Raw genomic sequence first — 21,155 nt, forward strand, 5'->3', positions numbered from 1 at the left:
AATTAATAAACTATCACTTATATCAAGTTCGGATAATTAGTTATAAATAGATTGTAGCTTCGCAGTTGCCCCACCGTGTAATGGATTACACGGCTAACAGTTTATAGTTCAATTGATTGAACTAATATGAAATATAAATAAAGAATGCTATAAACACCATTGCAAGAGTGCCCGTTGCCCATTCCCTGCCCTCACCAGAAAATGTTATCCCGAACTTAGGTTACACTACAGATACAAAAAAAAGTGGACAGATGCCCACCAAAAAAAATCATATTTTTTTTAATTGCTTGTATTTTTCCCCTAACAAGAAAGAAAAATTAACTACCGCTTACACGGGCAATATCTTGGGAATTAGCTTCAAAAGCCGCATTGAGGGCATCATCACCACTCAAACCAGAGTCAATGGCTTCTTTTAATGCCTCCAAAACACGCTTATAATCACGGGGCATTACCTTAACAAATTTACTGATGTTTTCCTGCCAATTAGCAAGGACTTTTTCAGCTTTTTTGCTATTAGTAAGCTGTTGATGATTAGTAATTAATTGTTTTAACTCGGCAATTTCCGAAGCATCATCGAGGGTTTCTAAGCCAACCATCTCAGTATTGCAACGGGTGGCAAAATCTCCTTTTTCATCGAGAATATAGGCAACACCGCCACTCATACCAGCGGCAAAATTGCGCCCTGTATCGCCGATAATGACTACTTTACCCCCTGTCATGTATTCGCAACCATGATCGCCCACACCTTCAACTATGGCGGTGACTCCTGAGTTACGCACACAAAAACGCTCTCCCGCAATGCCCGAAATATAGGCTTCTCCACTGGTAGCGCCATAAAAGGCAACGTTACCAACGATAATATTTTCCTCAGCTTCAAAGGTGGCTTTTTTGTCGGGATAAACGATGATTTTTCCACCGCTTAAGCCTTTACCGATATAGTCATTGGCATCTCCTTCTAACTCGAGGGTAACTCCTTTGGGTACAAAGGCACCTAAACTTTGCCCGGCACTACCGACGAAGTGTAAATGCACCGTATCCTCGGGTAAACCTTGCCAGTGGTTTTTGGTAATCTCGTTACCTAGGATAGTACCCACCACACGATTAGTATTTTTGATGGGGAGGGTAGCGGTAACTTTTTCCCCTTTCTCAATGGCTGGTTTACACAAATCTAGTAGAGTAGTCATATCAAGGGATTTTTCTAAATCATGATTTTGTTTGATGGTACAATAAAGTAACTTTATATCAAAAAAGAATATATATGTCTAAAATTAACTCTTTTTGGATATGATTTAACCATGCAATAAAATCAAGCTAAATAGATTAAGATAATTTCACTATATTATAATGCCCGAATCAGAACATCATTTTGATTTTAAAGAACATTTATTAAAAAGAAGATTACGACGTTTGCCCACAGAAAAAATAACAAAATTTTGGGAAAATGAGGATATTGATTTTACTGGACTTATAAGTCAGAAGGATATTGTAGATAAGATTATTACTGAATATAAAATTAAGTTTTCTAATCAACAATTTACTAGCAAATTCAAAGATTTTCTCAGGGATGTGGTATTAACAGCTCGTGAAGCTGATTATTTGATTTCCATAAATAATTCTGAAAAAATAATTCAATGGATGCAATCTTGGTCAAATAATACTTTTGTAGGTCAAAAACATAATTTTCAACTACATACAGTTGTTGAACTGAATCATAAATCTTTGCCAGTAAATAGAAATTTAGATAATGTAAAGATTGATACAGAAAAATTTAAGATGGATCAGATTTCGTTTCCTAGTATTGTTGGATTTATAGTTGCTTCTAGCAAAACTATCAAACGAGAATTAGATGGATTAGAAGAAATATCTTACTATCCAACTAAAGAATTCGAAATTATCCTCAGAAAGGATTTAGATATAGTAGAAGTAAGAGGTGCATTTCAAGTAGTTAAGGATTTTGTTTCAACAGCTATTTTAGACAGGCATAATCCTTTATCATCTGCAGAAAGTTATTTCATTGGGGAAAAAGAAGATTCTAAAAAAGCTATCACTAAAGTCACTAGACAGATAATTAGAATAGATACCTTAAAACATCTTCTTGATGGTTCATACACAAAATTATCATCTCCATTTAATGGTACCAAAATCTCTAATTTTGAAGTAACACTTGATGATCTAAAGAATATCGCTGAGGAAACTCATCCAGAAGCACAAGCTGTTTTACAAGAAATGATGAAAAACCCAGTTAAGGGAAACATCTGTTTCTGTTACAATCAGAGTAAATATTCTTTTTCTGTAACAAAGACAGGAGGACTACTTTTTCGAGAATATATACCCGAAGAAGTGGTTACATATATATTGTACAATATCAAACTCTCAGCTTATGTTCTCTCAGGAAACTGAAATATCTAATTTGGTTCGAGAATACACTAAACAGAAATATCATGGTGGCTTGATTGGCATTTCTGATTTGGCTGAATATTGTGGTGTCTTAGAGGGAGAATTATATAAAATATTATTTCAAATGCAGTCCGAAAATGAGCTAAAAATAATTAAAAGATATTTTTGTCCAGAGTTTCATCGAATTGAAAAAAATCTGAATGATCATGAATCTTATTGTGAAGAGTGTGATTATATGTACCCTAATGAACAGCTTGAAGTAGCGGTATATATTGAACCATTGAAGATAAAAGTAACGAGATAAAGATGGATGAGAATAAGTTCTTGACAGATATTCAGGACTACATCAATAAAAGAATTAATTTTGACATTCAAAAAAAAGATTTAATAAATTGCAATAATTGTTTTTCTTGTGATGATCAATATAAATTTGAAAAGGAAATTGTCCAGAAAATAAAATCTAAGGACTTTCAAAATACTACAGAACAAGGAAATCTTTTAGAAGATTTAGTTAAAAGTCTATTCAAAAGAATCACACTAATTAGTTCTTTATCTGTTACAAATAAAGATACTGCTTTAGGACAAATTGATATTAATTTAATTCCTATTGATGAAACAATATATGAAATATGGGGAATGATAGGCGATTTTCCGTCATGCTTAATCGGAGAATGTAAAAATTATAATAAGTCGTCTGTGGGAAGACCAGAAATAGAAAAAATGTGTTGGCGAACAGGCAAAGGACAAGCATTGAGCTTTTTTATTGCCCCATCTTACACAAAAGAGGCTATTGAAGAAATAAGTTATTTTAACTTATCAAAAGAAAGTATCCTAAAGAAAAGTCAAGGGGTTTATCTTGTTCCTCTGACGTTGAAAATGCTTGAAATTATTGTTGATAATAACTTAAATTTTTGTTATTTTATCCGTTGGGCGATTCAATCCTCAAAAAAAATGGCGATCGCAAATTATCTTTAATACAAAAATACGCAAAACACGATCACCTTTCGACTTCTACACATACTTTAAAAATGATCGCATTATAGCAATTTTATCCTAATAGCATTATTTAAGTTATAATGCAATGAAAATATACCTTTCGTGGTTCGTCAATTTGTAGAACTGGCTTTATGACAATAGACTTTGGTTATATCAAGAATTACCATTCTGATAGAGGTTTTGGATTTGTTGGTTGTACTTTTTCTAATCAAAACAGTCAAGTTTTCTTTCATATTAAGAAAATAAAGAGCAAATATCGTGAATTAGCTCAAAAATTAGACAATGATGACATTTTTGAACCTGTAAGTTTTTGGTATGAAATTGAAACTACTCAAAAACGGAAACAAGTTAGTGAAGTTTGGTTAAATAAAGATGATATTCCTTCATGTTATGCACATCAATTTGATGGTTTTATTGAAACAGTTGAGAATATGTGGAAAAACATAGACTCATCAAAACCTAGTTGGCTTGATATTGTCACAATAGAGTTAGTTGGAATTAATCGTAAAGATGAATTAAGTCTTCAAAGAAATAATTTAGAGATTCAACGGAGGGAGGCTGAGGAAAGAAAACGCAAAGATGCTGATGTTGAACGCTTAAGACAAATAGAACTTCAAAGAGAAAGAGAACGTCAAGAAGTTGAACATCAAAAACAGATTAGGGTTGATAAAGAGAATGAAGTTAGAAGACTAAGTGTCAAATATGAGAAATATTTAGAAGGCGTAGAAGCGGCCGGGGAATTATATGAGCTATTAGAAGAAATGCGTCAGCTTCCTGAAGAAGAAAGATTTACACATAGTAAGCAACTTTCAAATTATATTGTACGAAAGAAACTTGGTTATAAGTATAAACATATCTCAGGTATTTTAAGAATGCAAAATGGAACGGATGAATGGGATTTTAAAGGGGGGTTTCCCACTGACATTTATAGAATTATTTGTCAAGAACTTGGACTAGATAACCAACATACAACGGCTAGACCTGTCGGTTTTAGATCATTTAAGGATGTTTATAAATTTTAATATGCTCTTAAACTTTTGATGTATATAAGTTTTAGTTTTTGCCAAAGGGGGAAGTTCGGTTATTAAACTGTCTCCCCCTTTTTAGGAGAGATTTAGGAAATTAACTTCCTCCAACTCTGGCAACATCTTGGGCGTTAGCTTCAAATGCCGCATTTAACGCTTCATCACCGCTTAAACCAGAATTAATTGCCTCTTTTAGTGCCTCTAAAACTCGCTTATAATCACGGGGCATTACCTTGACAAATTTACTGATATTTTCCTGCCAATGAGCGAGGACTTTCTCAGCTTTTTTACTATTAGTAAGCTGTTGATGATTAGTAATTAATTGTTTTAATTCGGCAATTTCCGAAGCATCTTCGAGGGTTTCTAAGCCAACCATCTCAGTATTGCAACGGGTGGCAAAATCTCCTTTTTCATCGAGAATATAGGCAACACCGCCACTCATACCAGCGGCAAAATTGCGCCCTGTATCGCCGATAATGACTACTTTACCCCCTGTCATGTATTCGCAACCATGATCGCCCACACCTTCAACTATGGCGGTGACTCCTGAGTTACGCACACAAAAACGCTCTCCCGCAATGCCCGAAATATAGGCTTCTCCACTGGTAGCGCCATAAAAGGCAACGTTACCAACGATAATATTTTCCTCAGCTTCAAAGGTGGCTTTTTTGTCGGGATAAACGATGATTTTTCCACCGCTTAAGCCTTTACCGATATAGTCATTGGCATCTCCTTCTAACTCGAGAGTAACGCCCTTGGGTACAAAAGCGCCTAAACTTTGCCCAGCACTGCCGATGAAGTGTAAATGCACCGTATCCTCTGGTAAACCTTGCCAGTGGTTTTTGGTAATCTCGTTACCTAGGATAGTACCCACCACACGATTAGTATTTTTGATGGGGAGGGTGGCGGTAACTTTTTCCCCCGTTGCGATCGCACCTTTACACAAATCCAGTAGGGTAGTAATATCGAGGGATTTTTCTAAATCATGATTTTGTTTGATGGTACAATGGCGAGGCACAGTAGGATCGATTTCAGGTTGATAAAGGATGGGTGATATATCAATACCCTTGGCTTTCCAATGATCGATCGCCCCTTTAGGTTCTAATACATCTGTACGTCCTACCATTTCATCCACTGTACGGAAACCCAACTGTGCCATGATTTCCCGCATTTCTTGGGCAATAAATTTCATGAAATTAACCGTATGGGCAGGATCTCCCGTAAATTTGGCACGAAGTTCGGGGTTTTGAGTGGCAACCCCCACAGGGCAAGTATTGAGATGACACACACGCATCATGATACATCCAAGACTGACGAGGGGGGCAGTGGAAAAACCATATTCTTCTGCACCCAACAAAGTGGCGATCGCAATGTCGCGCCCAGTTTTCATTTGTCCGTCAGTTTCCACCACAATGCGACTACGGAGATTATTTAATAACAAGGTTTGATGGGTTTCCGCCAAACCTAATTCCCACGGTAATCCAGCGTGTTTAATGGAAGTTTTGGGAGATGCCCCCGTACCACCATCATAGCCAGAAATGAGAACCACATCAGCCTTGGCCTTGGCAACTCCAGAAGCGATAGTGCCTACCCCCACTTCTGACACTAACTTAACGTTAATTCGGGCGTTGCGGTTAGCATTTTTCAAATCATGGATTAACTCCGCCAAATCCTCGATGGAATAAATATCATGGTGGGGAGGAGGAGAAATTAAACCCACCCCGGGGGTAGAATAACGCACCTTAGCAATCCAAGGATAAACCTTCTTACCCGGTAACTGTCCCCCTTCTCCCGGTTTCGCACCCTGCGCCATCTTAATTTGAATTTCCTTGGCTTGGGAAAGATAAAGGCTATTTACCCCAAAACGTCCACTAGCCACCTGCTTAATGGCACTATTTTTCGAGTCTCCTTGATCATTAATCCAAGTGTAGCGCTCGGGGTCTTCCCCCCCTTCCCCTGTGTTGGATTTACCACCGATACGATTCATGGCAATGGCGAGGGATTCATGGGCTTCTTTGGAAATTGAACCATAGCTCATTGCCCCCGTTTTAAACCGTCTCATGATATTCTCAATGGGTTCTACTTTCTCGATGGGGATGGATTCCCGTTGCTTAAATTCCAATAAATCCCGCAAACGGAAATAATGTTTACCATGATCATTGATCATCTGGGAGTAGGCTTTAAATAGTTGATAATCCCCCTCCCTTACCGCTTGTTGTAGGGTGTGGATGGTTTGGGGATTGAAAAGGTGCGCTTCTCCATCCTTACGCCATTGATATTCACCGCCCACATCGAGGGTATGTCCATTTACCTGTCTTTGGGGGAAACCGTGGTTATGACGCATGATGGTTTCCTCGGCAATTACTGCCAAATCGACCCCCTGTAAACGGGAAGCAGTACCAGTGAAATATTTATGAATGACACTATCATTTAAGCCCACAGACTCGAAAATTTGCGCTCCTCGATAGCTTTGGATGGTGGAAATACCAATTTTGGAGGCGATTTTAATTACCCCTTTAGTAACACATTTAATGTAGTTATAGACGGCGGTATCGTAATCTACCCCTGTGATCAATTTTTCCTTGATCATCTGGTTAATGGTTTCATAGGCGAGGTAAGGATTAATAGCACCGCAACCATAACCAAGGAGGAGGGCGAAATGGTGAACTTCTTTGGGTTCTCCTGATTCAAGAATTAAGCCCACAAGGGTGCGGGTGCCGTTGCGGATGAGATGGTGATGTAACCCTGATACCGCCAAGAGGGCAGGAATGGGGGCATTATTTTCATCTACGGTGCGATCGCTCAAAATTACATGGGTGCATCCCTGTTCAATGGCTTGATCTACCTGTGCATAAAGGCTCTCCAAGGCTTCTTCTAGTCCTTTTACCCCATCTTTGGGGTTGAATACGATGGGGAAGGTTTCTGCTTTGAATTGATGGGATCGATTCTCCCCATCTCCCTTTGATAAGGGGGGCGTTAAAGATTTCAGTTTGGCTAGTTCCTCATTGGTGATCACAGGGCTTTTTAGGGCGATGAGGTGACAACTTTCGGGTTGGGGGTTGAGCAGATTTCCTTCCCTACCAATGGTTGTTTCGGGGGAGGTGATAATGGCTTCTCGGATGGAGTCTATGGGGGGGTTAGTTACTTGGGCAAATAGTTGTTTGAAGTAGTCGTATAAGAGTTTGGGTTTATCACTCAACACCGCTAGGGGAGTATCTATACCCATTGCACCGATCGCCTCTACCCCGTTAGTTGCCATGGGAGCGAGTAACATTCGCAAGTCTTCAAAGGTATAACCGAAGGTTTGTTGGAGGGGTATGAGATCTCCCCCAGCCCCCCTTGATAAGGGAGGAGTAGAGGGCAAGTCATCGAGGGTATATAAATTTTTGTCGAGCCATTGTTGATAGGGTTTTTCCGTGACGATCGCCTTTTTTACTTCCTCATCCGCTACGATGCGCCCTGCTTCCATATCCACCAAAAACATCTGCCCGGGTTGCAATCTGCCTTTAGATTCCACCCTTTCTGGTTCGATGGGCAATACTCCGGCTTCTGATGCCATGATGACTAAACCATCTTTGGTGACGGTATATCTGGAGGGGCGTAAGCCGTTGCGATCCAAAATGGCGCCGATTTGTTTACCATCGGTAAAGGCGATGGAGGCAGGGCCATCCCAAGGTTCCATTAAACAGGAGTGATATTGATAAAAGGCTTTTTTGTCTGCGTCCATGGATTCATGCCCCGTCCAGGGTTCAGGAATCATCATCATCACGGCATGGGGAACGCTACGCCCACTTAATACCAGCATTTCGAGGGCGTTATCAAAGATGAGGGAGTCACTACCATCAATGTTAATAATGGGTTGGATTTTTGCCATGTCTTCCCCAAATAAGTCGGACTCAAAGAGGGCTTGTCGCGCGCGCATCCAGTTGGTATTACCTTTTAGGGTATTAATTTCCCCGTTGTGGGTGATGTAGCGGTAGGGGTGCGCCCTTTCCCAACTGGGGAAGGTGTTGGTGCTAAATCTGGAGTGGACGAGGGCCAGGGCGGTTTCTAGGGCGGGGTTATTAAGATCCACATAGTATTTGCCTACTTGGGCGGGGGTTAGCATTCCTTTATATACGATGGTACGGCTGGAGATGGTGGCAGGATACCAATACTCATCAATGTTAGTGGTTTTGATGGCACGGTGCGATCGCTTCCTAATTACAAATAGGGTGCGCTCGAAGGCAAGATTATCGGTGATGTTGGGGTTTTTGGCGATGAATACCTGTTGTACAAAAGGCTCACTAATTAAGGCACTTTTTCCCAAATCAGAATTATCGGTGGGTACGTCTCGCCAACCTAATACCTTCTGCCCTTCTTCGGCGACTACTTCTTCAAAGGCTTTTCTGGCTTTCTGTCTTGCTTCTGGGTTGGGGGAGGTGAAAATCATCCCTACGGCATAATCTCCTTCGGGGGGGAGGGCTATTCCTAATTTTTTCGCTTCCTCATTCATGAAGCTGTGGGGAATTTGCATCAGTATTCCTGCGCCGTCTCCTGTGTTGGGTTCAGCACCACAACCGCCCCGATGGTCAAGGTTAATTAAAATTGTTAATGCTTGTTGTACTGTATCGTGAGATTTTTTCCCGTATTTATGCACTACGAAGCCCACACCACAGGCATCATGTTCATTTTGTGGATCGTATAATCCTTGTTTTTTGGGTATATTATTTACGGTCATAATTGCTTCCTAAATTGTTGGTGTTAATTCGTGCAAATATAAAGAAAATATTAAGTCTAGCTCGGTTTTTCTCTCTATTTTTAGTTCTTTATATTATAGGAAGATTTATCAATGACCTCTCTTTTTTTGTCAGGTTTTTTACATAATATTAAGTTTGTTAAAGTTCTGCGAAGGTGTAGGAGCGATCGCACTGTAAAACGTAAAGGAACATTATGCGATCGCTCATAGTACAATCTTTTAAGATATGTTAGTTATAAAGTTTTAATTTGTTTCAGACCTACCGAGATAGAATGGAAACATCCCTAAATTGAGCCGTTGTACGAGACGCTGGACTTACACCCTCAACTTGAAACCCAATTTCAAGAAGGGCTAATTGGGTTGTTTGAGAGGTCATATTATCAAATGTTAGTGTTAATCTCACTGGCACATCATAAACAAATGTACTTCTAGGGTGACCAGATCTTTGATTACCTCCTAGGCGAAGAGTTTTTATGCTGAATAGATCTCCCAAACTAGAAATAGCTCTTGAAGGAGCTTCCCACCCATGAATAGTTCTACTACGGTAAATAGTTAATGTTGTATTAGTTTGATCTCCAATATTTGTAATGAGTACATCACAGTTTGCAGTATTATCGCTCCCTCTGACACATCCTTGTAATTCAAATCTAAATCCATTTGTTTCAATTCGTTGAGGGGACATCACATTATTTTGCCCTACATTGTCTTGAACTAATGTTCCACAAACAACATTTCCTGATTGATTTCGCACACATGCCTCTTGTGCTAAAGCAGTAGAAGAAATCATATCAAAGGTGATTACTCCTATAATGGATAAACCTGTAGAAATCATCAAATTTAATGGTGTATAAATATTAAATAGCTTCATAAGATAATTACTCTTGTAGGATCTCACTTTATCTTATAATTAAACTATCAATTCTTGTAGATAAAAAATATTTTGATGAGTAGATAATTAATATCAAGTTCGGATAATTAGTTATCAATAGATTGTATTTTTATACTTGCCCCACCTTGTAATGAATTACAAGGCTAATAGTTTATCGTTCAATAAATTGAACTGAGATATTAATATTGCTAATTTCTAAGTGCTCAAGGGGATTCAATATAATACCAATCCTAAATCATCTATGAGAATTCTAACTTGAATTGCTCTAAAAAAAGGGGGTTAAGAGGGATTAATTTTTTATGACTCATTTAAGACTGCTATATGTTTAGCTAAAAATTTTCTGTGTTACTGAATTTTATTTAAAGTGTACCGAAAAATTAATTAATGTAGAGACGAAATCGCCCCTACACAATAAAAATTAGCGATCAATTTCTGCAAGGATAGCAGCTAAGATTTCCCCTGCCCCTTGATTTTTGAGTTTTTCGGCTAACTCTTGACCTATTTTTTCAGCTTGGGTGCGATCGCCCGTTACACTATCTTTAAGTAACTGTTGACCATCTAAACTAGCAACCATCCCCACCAAAGTTAACTGATTCCCTTCAATGGAAGTATTAACCCCAATAGGTACTTGACATCCGCCCTCTAATACTCGTAAAAAGGAGCGCTCGGCGAGGGTACAATCAAGGGTATCTTGATCTTGAATTGCCTTAATAATCTCTAAAACAGCTTCATCACCAGTGCGACACTCAATGCCCAAAGCCCCTTGCCCCACGGCATGGAGAGAGATTTCACTAGGGATAACTTGATGGATGCGATCGCCCATATCCAACCTTTCTAACCCTGCTACGGCCAAGATAATGGCATCATATTCCCCAGCGTCCAACTTCGCCAAACGGGTGTTTACATTACCACGGACATCCTTAAAAGTAAGATGAGGATAATGGTGGCGCAACTGGGCAAGACGACGTAGAGAAGAAGTACCAATGACAGCGCCTTCGGGAAGGGTATCTAACTGTTTATCCTTATGTTTTTCATTCACCACCAAAGCATCGGCAGGATTTACCCTTTTGCTAACACAACCCAACATTAAGCCATCGGGTAAATTAGTGGGTAAATCTTTCAACGAATGCACAGCAAAATCAACTTCCTTGTTAATCATGCCCAACTCTAATTCCTTGGTGAATAAACCCTTATCACCGATTTTAGCCAAGGCAACATCAAGGATTTTATCCCCTTGGGTACTCATTTTTTCCACCTCAAAATCTATGTGGGGGAAATGGGTTTCTAATTCTTTTTTTACCCAATAGGTTTGAACCAAAGCCAAATTACTTTTACGAGTACCAATTACAATAGTACGTTCACTATCATTAGATGCGGTCATATAAATAGTTTTTATAGAAATTTTAACGACTCGATCTAGGTTATCAGAAAAAAGGTGCGAAAACCTCTCACTGTTACGGTAGATTAATGATCCTAGTTATTTTTTTTGTAAAGTTTTGTGATACTATTAAGATTTTCCCGTGCCAAAAATAGAGAGAGGAGGAAATGATTAACACTTTCACCCTACAAAGGGAATGGTTTTCCAATGTTAAAGAAGATCTTTTAGCTGGTGCAGTGGTAGGTTTGGCGTTGATTCCTGAGGCGATCGCCTTTTCAATCATTGCAGGGGTTGATCCCAAAGTAGGCTTATACGCTTCATTTATCATAGCAGTAACTACCGCCTTTTTAGGGGGAAGACCAGGTTCTATTTCTGCAGCCACGGGGGCTATGGCGTTATTAATGATTGATCTAGTCAAAGATTATGGCATAGAATATCTTTTTGCCGCCACCCTCCTCACAGGTATTCTCCAACTTATCTTTGGCATCCTCAAACTAGGAAAACAAATGAAATATGTTCCTAGGGCGGTGATGATGGGTTATATTAACGCCCTGGGGGTATTAATCTTTTTAGCACAACTACCCCAATTAACTAACGTACCCTCGGCAGTATATGCTATTACCATCGGTTCATTGTTAATCATTTATATTTTACCCAGATTTACTCAGGTTGTACCCTCCCCGTTAGTTGCTTTATTGGTGGCAACGGTGGTTACGGTGGTTTTAAACTTAGATGTAAACTTAGGAGTGCCGACGGTGGGAGATATGGGGGAATTACCCGCCACATTACCTTTTTTCCGTTTACCCGATGTACCCTTTAATTTAAAAACCTTACAAATTATCTTGCCTTTTTCCCTAACCATGGCATTGGTGGGTTTATTAGCTTCATTTTTAACCGCTGCCTTAGTAGATGAATTAACTGATACCCCTAGCAACAAAAATCAGGAAGCCAAAGGGCAGGGTATCGCCAACATTATCACCTCTTTTTTCGGGGGTATGGCAGGATGTGGCATGATTGGGCAATCGGTGATAAATGTGCAGTCGGGGGGTAGGGGGCGACTTTCTACTTTTTCGGCAGGAATGTTTTTGTTATTTGCCATTTTGGTATTGCAACAGTGGGTGCAAAGGATGCCCATGGGGGCTTTGGTGGCGGTGATGATTATGGTATCGGTGGGTACTATTCGTTGGTCATCTTTTAAGAATATTAAACGTACTCCTCCTAATGAAACCATTGTGATGTTGAGTACCATGATTGTTACGGTGGTTACCAGTAATTTTGCTTTGGGGGTAATTACGGGAATTATTTTAAGGACGATCTTTTTTTCCCGTCAAATTGCGGAATTGGTATTTGTGGAGAAGGTGTTGGATGAGGAAAATTCTTTGTGTACTTATAATGTATCGGGGCAAATTTTCTTTGTTTCCATTGAGGAGTTTTATAGCAAATTTGATTTTGATGATTTGGTGGATAGGGTAGTTATTAATTTAACCCATGCTCATTTATGGGATCAAGGGGCGATCGCGGCTTTGGACAAAGTGATGATCAAATTTCGTCGCAATGGCGCTGATGTGGAGTTAATCGGCTTAAATGAAGCCAGTGCCACTCTATTGGAAAATCTTGGTACTTTCAAAGAGGCAAAATTAACGTAACGGGGAGTATGGGGGTGATAGAGTGATGAGGAGTTAGGATAATAATAGTTTGATTATTTAACCTCGATTCGGGATAAAGGGTTATGAGTAGTACAAGTGTTGGGGGTGTAAGTTAGAGGTGTGATGTTGTCTAATCACAGTGTAATATCAAGTCCACTTGACCATTTACAAATTAGTAATATCAATATCTTAGTTCAATTCATTGAACGAACGATTGTTAGCCGTGTAATTCATTACACGGTGGGGGGTACAAAGATACAATCTATTGATAAGGAATTATGCGAACTTGACATAAAATATATTTTGACCACTAAAACCATAGATTATTACAAATATTACCACTATTCTCTATTACCCATTCCCTGCCGACCCTAGAAAATTTTATCCCGAACTTCAAGTTAACTTAATATCCGAGGCGACACACAGCGAATAAAGTACCTTGAATTTCTACATTCTCGGGAGCTACTTTGATGGGATCATATTTAGGATTAGATGCTTTTAAAATTACTTCTTCAGGATTAAAGTAAATTCTTTTTAAAGTAGTGCCATAACCATCTACCCTAGCTGCGACAATTTCCCCTTCTTTGGCTTCTTTGCTAGATTTCATAATTACATAGTCTCCCTCGGTGATAAAATCTTCGATCATGCTATCCCCTACTACCTTGAGGGCAAAACAATTGGGTTGATTAAACATGGAGGCAACGTCTAATTTTTCATGATCATCGGTAAAGGGTTCTACTAAGCCCCCTGCGGTGATTGTACCTAAAATGGGTAAACCATTATAAGGTTTTAGGATTTTCATTGTCCTTGCTTGTCCTTCTATCCAGTCGATATAACCCTTGGCTTTGATTCTTTCTAAACGACTTTGGATGGGTGCGGGCGATCGCAAATTCATCGCTTTCATCATCTCTCGAATTGAAGGAGAATACTTATTAACATTAATATATTCCACTAACCAATCATATAATTCTTTTTGGGCAGGGGTTAAATTTTCCATTTCTCTGATTTTATTTAGATTAGATGACATTCTTTATTTTAATGTATTTAAGAACACTCGTACTAAAAACCATCAACCATTGATAATGCTTTCCTTCTCATCACCTCTACCCCTTATTATCTCCCTTCGCCCCCATCGTCCAATAAATCAATAATCGGCAATAATAGATAGATAGTAAATCAAAAAACCTATAAAAAATTTAGTGAAATGGACGTAAAGCCTTTACTTTATATAGAAATTCCCCATCCTCATACCCAAGAAGCCCTCGACTGGTTACAAAATTCTTGGCAACCTAGTATTGGTGAAAAAACCATTACCCAAGATGGATTAAGGGTCAAACTAGGAGAAGATAGCGAATTATCTATTTTCCTTTGGTCATTGCAACGGACAACTTATCTAAAAATATACCGTTGGGGGAAAAAACTATCAAGTAAAGAAAATAAGGTCAAAAAAGAATTACAAACTGCCATTAATAAAAAGTTTCCCAATCAATATCCCCAATTACCTGACATTGATTTAAGTAATCAATCAATCTTTGATTCCCTCAAGCCCTATTATCCTGAAACCGTTAAATATTTCCAAAAAATGCCCCAAGGGGAATATGACTTAAATCGGGTTTATTGGTGGGAAAAAAAATGGCGAGAAAGTGTGGAAAATAATGCCTATAGTGCCAACAATTATCAGGTTAAACCTGTTTTATTTAAAGATAATAGCAAAGGAAAAGCTGATTATGATCTCATCTATGTTGGGGGTGCTTTAGGGGCTATCCATGCGGCTTTAATGGCAAAATTGGGCTATAACGTTTTAGTGATTGAACGTCTAAAATTCGGTAGAATGAATCGAGAATGGAATATTTCTCGGGATGAATTTCAAGTTTTAATTGATTTAGGATTGTTTACGAAAAAAGAGTTTGAATATTGTATCGCTGCTGAATATGAGGACGGTTTTAGTAAGTTTTTTGATGCTAATAACCCCGAAAAATTAAAAGCTAGTGTTTTACATACTCCTACGGTGCTAAATATTGCCCTAGATACCAATAAATTATTAGAGGTATGTCAGAAAAAATTAATTAAATATGGGGCTGACATATGGGATGAGACGGAGTTTGAAAAAGCCACCGTCGGTAAAGACATTGTCACCGTAAAAGCTACTCACTTAGTCACGGAGGATGAAAGGGAAACCACAGGAAGGCTGTTAATAGATGCCATGGGTACTACTTCCCCCATTGCTTGGCAAATAGCAGGTAAAAGAACATTTGATAGTGTTTGCCCCACGGTGGGTGCGATTTTGGAAGGTTTTGAGCCTGAAGTTTGGGATAAAACCTATGGGGATGTTTTATTTTCCCATGGAGATATTTCTAGGGGTAGGCAGTTAATTTGGGAGTTATTTCCTGCGGAGGGGGATGAGTTGACTATTTATCTATTTCATTATCACCAAGTGCATCCTGATAACCCTGGCTCTTTGCTGGAGATGTATGAGGATTTCTTTAATATTCTTCCTGAATATCGCCGTTGTGATATGGATAAATTGGTTTGGAAAAAGCCTACTTTTGGTTATATACCCGGACGTTTTACCGTGGGAGAAAATGATCGTCAAATTGCTACGGATAGGGTAATGGCGATCGGTGATGCTGCTTCTTTACAGTCTCCCCTTGTGTTTACGGGTTTTGGTTCGTTGGTGCGTAATTTAGGACGTTTAACCAGTCTCCTTGATAAAGCATTAAAAAATGACCTTTTGGATGGGGAATCTTTAAACCGCATAAAAGCCTATCAAAGTAATATTGCGGTAACGTGGCTATTTTCTAAGGGGATGATGGTGCCTACCCACAAAACTTTACCCCCTGAAAGGGTGAATGCCATGTTAAATACTTTCTTCGGTTTATTGGCCGATGAACCTGATACTGCAGAGGTTTTTATTAAAGATCGCACGGATTGGTTTACTTTTAACAGATTAGCCCTCAAGGCGGCTCGTAAAAATCCTGCTCTATTGTTGTGGATATGGGAAATGGCTGGAACTCGAGATATATTCCGCTGGATGGGTTCTTATGTTAAGTTTAGCTTTGATGCTTTTAAAAATCTGCTTTTTAGCCGTTGGTTTAATCCTTGGTTGGAAAATCAAAGTAAGTGGTTAAAGGAAAGTAATCCTAAGTTATGGTTTAAGTTGCTTACTTTTGGTTCTCGTTTTGTTTCTCAGAAGTAAGTAACTTTTATTCGGGATAATAGGTGTGGTAAGGACTATGCTATGTCCTTACAGATTAGGGGTGACAGGTTAAAAATACCATCAGCCTTTGTTAGTTCCTTGATTAAACTAAATACAAGAAAATTAATAGACTTGTTGTGAATTAAATATCTGCGTATCTGAAACTCTTATCAAATAAGGAGGAAATTTGGCAAAAAACCTATTTCGCAACAACTCTAATTAATATCAAGTTCGGATAATTTGTTATAAATAGATTTTATAGTTAATCAAAATTAGAATTAATCGCTATCGAATGTCATAATGCTTATTTTGCAAGGCTTTTAAATAAGTAAAATGTCTCAATCTTAATTGAAATGACTATATCTTCCTAGCCCCACCGTGTAATGAATTACACGGCTAATGGTAGTTCGTTCAATAAATTGAACTTAAGATATTGCTAATTTGTAAGTGATTAAAACACCTGTATGGACGTACCAATTAAAGTCCCTAACACCCTATACCTGACACCTTTTTTTACAAGACTGTAAATTTTATCCCGAACTCAGGTTCATTAGGCAGTTACTAGCTCTTTTTCAGGACGCTTACTATTACGGATACCTTCGATCGCCTCGGCGTAGTCAGGGGCTTTAAATACGGCAGATCCAGCAACGATCGCATTTGCACCTGCTTCTAAAACTTGCCAAGTGTTATTGGGTTTTAAACCACCATCAACCTCAATCCAAGGATCTAAACCTCTCTCATCACACATCTGACGGAGGGCTTTGATTTTGGGAACTACCCCTGGAATGAAACTTTGACCACCAAAACCAGGGTTAACACTCATAATAAGAACTAAATCACATACATCGATGACATATTCGATTAATTCAAGGGGAGTGGAAGGGTTTAATACAACCCCAGATTTTTTACCCAATTCACGAATTTGACAAAGGGTACGATGTAAGTGGGGAGAGGCGTTATGCTCGGCATGGACGGAAATAATATCAGCTCCTGCTTTGGCAAAGTCGGCCACATATTTTTCGGGTTCAACGATCATTAAATGAACGTCTAAGGGCTTTTTGGTGTGGGGGCGAATGGCATCAACGATTAAAGGCCCAATGGTGATATTGGGTACGAAACGACCATCCATTACGTCCACATGAATCCAATCTGCCCCTGCTTCGTCAACGGCTCTGATTTCTTCTCCTAACCGACTGAAATCGGCGGATAAAATGGAGGGGGAAATAACTATATCTTTTTTACTCATAAGTAGTTTATTTTAAATATGTTTGCACTGGGTAAATTGTAACAAAAGATTGTCCTTTTCTTTATCGATGTTTTTATGTTATGGGAATGTTTTGATTTTTTCTAATACTTCAGTTAGATTTATTTAAGTTAAATTAACCATAAAATAAATTATGAATATTACAACTAAATCTGTCATTCTTAATGGTGAAAATATTCGGATTCCTGCTTTTTTGGCGACTCCTACCGATGGGGGAATATATCCGGGGGTGGTGGTAGTACAGGAAATTTTTGGGGTAAATGAGCATATTCGGGATGTTACTTCGAGGATAGCAAAAGAAGGTTATGTGGCGATCAGGCGTAGCCTGCCACTTCGTGATCGCCGTTCATCCTATAACAAAAATGTAGCACAACAAGCATGGCAAGAAACCCTTAAGTTATTTGAATCTAAGTTGTAGTACGTTGATAGTGTTTGTAACACAAAAAAAGATGAGAAGGAACTTAGGTTAGGATTTATGATTGATAAGGTAGTAGAAACAAACCGAAAAAAAAAGAATGGCTATATCACTACAAAAAGGACAAAGAGTATCCCTCGATAAAGTGGCCCCTGGATTAACCGCAGGATTTATTGGCCTAGGGTGGGATACGAACGTAACCGATACGGGGAAAGATTTTGACCTAGACGCCTCCGTATTTTTACTCAATGGTCAGGAAAAATTAATATCCGATCATCACTTTATCTTTTATAATAATCTAACCAGCCCAGATCCCCATCAATCAGTCAAACACATGGGGGATAACCTCACGGGAGAAGGAGAAGGAGATGACGAGGTAATCATCGTTGATTTAAGGAAAGTCCCTGAAGATGTACAAAGAATCGTTGTCACCGTTACCATCCATGAAGCCGATAAAAGGGGTCAAAATTTTGGGCAAGTGCGTAATGCTTTTGTAAGATTGGTGGATGTGGCTACCAAGGAAGAAGTTTTACGTTACGACTTAGAGGAAGATTTTTCTGTGGAAACAGCTTTAATTATGACGGAATTATATCGCAAGGATGGAGAATGGCGCATGAATGCCGTTGGTGCTGGTTATCAGGGAGGTTTACAAGCCCTACTTAATCGTTATTCATAACCACTTGTTGAGGACAATTAACCATTATGCCCTAGTCGTTGATTGTCCATTCTTGTGTTTACTTGTTTACCCCATAAATTGTTTTTTGTTTTATGTTTGTAGTACACAGTATATGCTATAATAAGTTTCTTTAGAAGGAATCTTTTAGGTAAACGACACAAATGTTATTCGATACTCAAGAACAGGCCATCGAAACGTCAATCAGTGACAGTAGTAAAACCAGTAATCATGTAGAAAACTCATCTAGTAGCATCAAGGTAGTTAAAAGAAGTGGCCGTTTAGCAGATTTAGATATTAGTAAAATCAGGAATGTAGTTAACTGGGCTTGTACGGATAAGGATGTAAATGCGATCGCCCTTGAAGCAGGATTAAAAACCCGTTTGCGTTATGGAATCAGCACCAGAGAAATCCAAGATAACTTGGTAAACTGCGCCTTGGAAATGTGTGATATTGATGAACCTGATTGGCGTTACGTTGCGGGACGTTTATCGATGTGGAGTCTATGGAAAGAGATTCTCGTTAGTCGTGGTTATAACTATGGAGACTATGCCAAAACCGTACAGTCTTTTGTGGAGGCAGGAAAATATGACGATCGCATTTTGGTATATTCCCAAGCCGAATTAGAAACCGCCAACGGTTGGATTAACCCTGACTGGGATTTAGACTATGACTATGCAGGGGCAGTGTTACTTACCTCCCGTTATCTATTACCCAATGAATTACCCCAAGAAGCCTTTTTAACCTGTGCTTTATTACTTGCTAGTGAAGAAGCACCCGAAAACCGTTTACATTATGCTAAAAAGTTCTATGAGGCGATCGCATCTCGCCGTATTTCCCTTGCTACCCCCATTTTAGCTAACTTGAGAGTGCCTAACGGCTCATTAACTAGCTGTTTTATTATCAGCATGGAAGACAACCTCGAAAGCATTTACCGAGAAATTACCAATACCGCCCGTATCTCCAAAAATGGTGGCGGTGTCGGGGTTAATGTATCCCGCATTAGGGCCACAGGTAGCGCCGTCATGGGCAAAAAAAATGCCTCTGGGGGGGTTATTCCTTGGATTAAACTCTTAAATGATACCGCCATCGCCGTCAACCAAGGAGGAAGAAGGGCAGGGGCAGTTACCGTTGGTTTGGATATTTGGCATTTGGACGTCCCCGAATTCCTTGAAATGCAGACAGAAAACGGAGATCAACGCCGTAAAGCCTATGATGTATTTCCCCAACTTGTTATCACCGATGAATTTATGCGTCGGGTAAAAAATAAGCAATCCTGGACATTGGTTGACCCCCTAGAAGTTAGGGAAAAATTGGGCTATGATTTACCCTTAATGTGGGGCGAGGAGTTTGAGAAAGCCTATCAAGACATTGAAGCTAACCTTGATACGGTGATCAAACTTTATAAACAGGTAAATGCTAGGGAATTATTTAAGCATATCATGCGATCGCAGGTAGAAACAGGGATGCCCTACCTCTGGTTTAAAGATACCGTCAACAAAGCCAACCCCAACAAACACGATGGCTATATCCCTCAAGGGAATCTGTGTCAAGAATCCTATAGCAATGTAACATCAGGACAATACGCCCACTGTTGTAACCTTGTCTCCCTCAACCTGGCTAACCTCGAACAAGAGGAGTTAGAGGAAGTTTGCACCCTCGCCGTCAGAATCCTTGATAATACCATTGATATTACTAACCCTCCCTTTGCCGATGCTAAAAACCATAACAACCGTTATCGCACCATTGGAGTTGGTGCTATGGGGTTAGCGGATTGGTTAGCAAAACGAGAGTTACGTTATAACAACCTCCAAGAAATTAGTAATCTTTTTGAGGATATGGGTTTTTATTGCACCCAAGCATCTATGAAACTCGCCCAAGAAAGGGGCGCTTTTGATGCCTATGAAGGTAGCGATTGGAGCAAGGGTTTGTTGATTGGTTCAAGACCTGTAGAATGGTTTAAGGCTAATGCTTATCGCCCTGAGCGTTGGCAAACTTTAGCCGATGATATTCAAAAATATGGCATTCGTAATTCTCACATAACGGCGATCGCCCCTAACACTTCATCAAGTTTAGTCCAAGGCTGTACCGCTAGTATTTTACCTGTTTATAGCCGTTTCTTTTATGATAAATGGGCAAAAGGTACAGTACCCATCGCCCCTCCTTACATCAGCGATAAAGTATGGTTTTATCAAGAAAATAAAAACCTAGATCAAACCATGGTGGTTAAAGCCACAGGGGTAATACAACAATGGATCGATACGGGTATTTCCATGGAGTTATTATTTAACCTCAATGAAGGGGTATATTATCCCAACGAACCTGAAAGGGCATTAAAAGCCAAAGACATATTTGATACTTTAATTATGGCATGGGAGGAAGGTTGTAAAGCCGTCTATTATGTGCGTATCGTCCAGAAAGACAATTTTAAGGATGAATGCACCGCCTGTGCCAACTAAATAACCTCTGTTAGCCTTGTAATTTATTGCAAGGCGAGTCATAATTAAGGCATTGCACGGGTTATGGGATGAAATATAG

14 protein-coding genes and 1 pseudogene are annotated in these 21,155 nt (G+C 39.2%); 9 read left to right on the forward strand and 6 right to left on the reverse strand.

The annotated features are described in order from the left end of the window. Window positions 1-317 precede the first annotated feature (317 nt). Window positions 318-1,229: pseudogene (locus IQ215_RS01260) on the reverse strand (glutamate synthase subunit alpha); the annotation flags it as partial. 115 nt (window positions 1,230-1,344) lie between these two features. Here IQ215_RS01260 and IQ215_RS01265 point away from each other — a divergent pair. The 4 genes from IQ215_RS01265 (at window position 1,345) to IQ215_RS01280 (ending at window position 4,415) form a co-directional block, all read left to right on the forward strand. After that, a complete protein-coding gene (locus IQ215_RS01265) occupies window positions 1,345-2,400 on the forward strand; it encodes a hypothetical protein (protein WP_193799510.1) in 1,056 nt (351 codons plus the stop codon). Then, window positions 2,381-2,701 (forward strand): hypothetical protein, encoded by a 321-nt coding sequence (locus IQ215_RS01270; protein ID WP_193799511.1) that lies wholly within the window; start codon window positions 2,381-2,383, stop codon window positions 2,699-2,701. The genes IQ215_RS01265 and IQ215_RS01270 overlap by 20 nt, the downstream gene beginning before the upstream one ends. A gap of 2 nt (window positions 2,702-2,703) precedes the next feature. Beyond that, a complete protein-coding gene (locus tag IQ215_RS01275; RefSeq protein WP_193799512.1) occupies window positions 2,704-3,372 on the forward strand; it encodes a hypothetical protein in 669 nt (222 codons plus the stop codon). A 152-nt stretch (window positions 3,373-3,524) separates the two neighbouring features. Further along, complete coding sequence (locus IQ215_RS01280; protein WP_193799513.1) at window positions 3,525-4,415, forward strand: cold-shock protein; 891 nt, start codon at window positions 3,525-3,527, stop codon at window positions 4,413-4,415. A 100-nt stretch (window positions 4,416-4,515) separates the two neighbouring features. Here the strand turns inward: IQ215_RS01280 and gltB are convergent, their stop codons facing one another. The 3 genes from gltB to hemC all read right to left on the reverse strand — a co-directional run bounded on the left by gltB (window position 4,516) and on the right by hemC (window position 11,426). Beyond that, on the reverse strand, window positions 4,516-9,138 hold the full coding sequence (gltB, locus tag IQ215_RS01285; protein WP_193799514.1) for a glutamate synthase large subunit: 4,623 nt from the start codon (window positions 9,136-9,138) through the stop codon (window positions 4,516-4,518). 277 nt (window positions 9,139-9,415) lie between these two features. After that, the gene (locus IQ215_RS01290; RefSeq protein WP_193799515.1) at window positions 9,416-10,024 is read right to left on the reverse strand and encodes a hypothetical protein; all 609 of its coding nucleotides are present in this window, start codon (window positions 10,022-10,024) and stop codon (window positions 9,416-9,418) included. Between the two features lie 439 nt (window positions 10,025-10,463). Continuing rightward, window positions 10,464-11,426: a hydroxymethylbilane synthase gene (gene hemC / locus IQ215_RS01295; RefSeq protein ID WP_193799516.1), complete on the reverse strand. Its 963-nt coding sequence runs from the start codon at window positions 11,424-11,426 to the stop codon at window positions 10,464-10,466. A gap of 164 nt (window positions 11,427-11,590) precedes the next feature. On the opposite strand from hemC, the gene IQ215_RS01300 reads away from it, so the two are divergent. Continuing rightward, the gene (locus tag IQ215_RS01300) at window positions 11,591-13,069 is read left to right on the forward strand and encodes a SulP family inorganic anion transporter (RefSeq protein WP_193799517.1); all 1,479 of its coding nucleotides are present in this window, start codon (window positions 11,591-11,593) and stop codon (window positions 13,067-13,069) included. A gap of 403 nt (window positions 13,070-13,472) precedes the next feature. On the opposite strand, the gene lexA is transcribed toward IQ215_RS01300, so the two are convergent. Further along, a complete protein-coding gene (gene lexA / locus IQ215_RS01305; protein WP_193799620.1) occupies window positions 13,473-14,066 on the reverse strand; it encodes a transcriptional repressor LexA in 594 nt (197 codons plus the stop codon). A 207-nt stretch (window positions 14,067-14,273) separates the two neighbouring features. On the opposite strand from lexA, the gene IQ215_RS01310 reads away from it, so the two are divergent. After that, window positions 14,274-16,265, forward strand: coding sequence for a flavin-dependent dehydrogenase (locus IQ215_RS01310; protein WP_193799518.1), 1,992 nt, complete (start codon window positions 14,274-14,276; stop codon window positions 16,263-16,265). Window positions 16,266-16,815: 550 nt separating this feature from the next. Here the strand turns inward: IQ215_RS01310 and rpe are convergent. Beyond that, on the reverse strand, window positions 16,816-17,511 hold the full coding sequence (gene rpe, locus IQ215_RS01315; protein WP_193799519.1) for a ribulose-phosphate 3-epimerase: 696 nt from the start codon (window positions 17,509-17,511) through the stop codon (window positions 16,816-16,818). Between the two features lie 151 nt (window positions 17,512-17,662). Between rpe and IQ215_RS01320 the strand changes: the two genes are divergently transcribed. From IQ215_RS01320 to IQ215_RS01330, 3 genes are all read left to right on the forward strand, one after another. Further along, on the forward strand, window positions 17,663-17,947 hold the full coding sequence (locus IQ215_RS01320; protein ID WP_193799520.1) for a dienelactone hydrolase family protein: 285 nt from the start codon (window positions 17,663-17,665) through the stop codon (window positions 17,945-17,947). Between the two features lie 97 nt (window positions 17,948-18,044). Next, on the forward strand, window positions 18,045-18,620 hold the full coding sequence (locus IQ215_RS01325; RefSeq protein WP_193799521.1) for a TerD family protein: 576 nt from the start codon (window positions 18,045-18,047) through the stop codon (window positions 18,618-18,620). A gap of 161 nt (window positions 18,621-18,781) precedes the next feature. After that, window positions 18,782-21,076, forward strand: coding sequence for a ribonucleoside-diphosphate reductase subunit alpha (locus IQ215_RS01330; RefSeq protein ID WP_193799522.1), 2,295 nt, complete (start codon window positions 18,782-18,784; stop codon window positions 21,074-21,076). Window positions 21,077-21,155 lie beyond the last annotated feature (79 nt).

Origin of the sequence: Cyanobacterium stanieri LEGE 03274 (assembly GCF_015207825.1) — a bacterium.
Classification (GTDB): domain Bacteria; phylum Cyanobacteriota; class Cyanobacteriia; order Cyanobacteriales; family Cyanobacteriaceae; genus Cyanobacterium; species Cyanobacterium stanieri_B.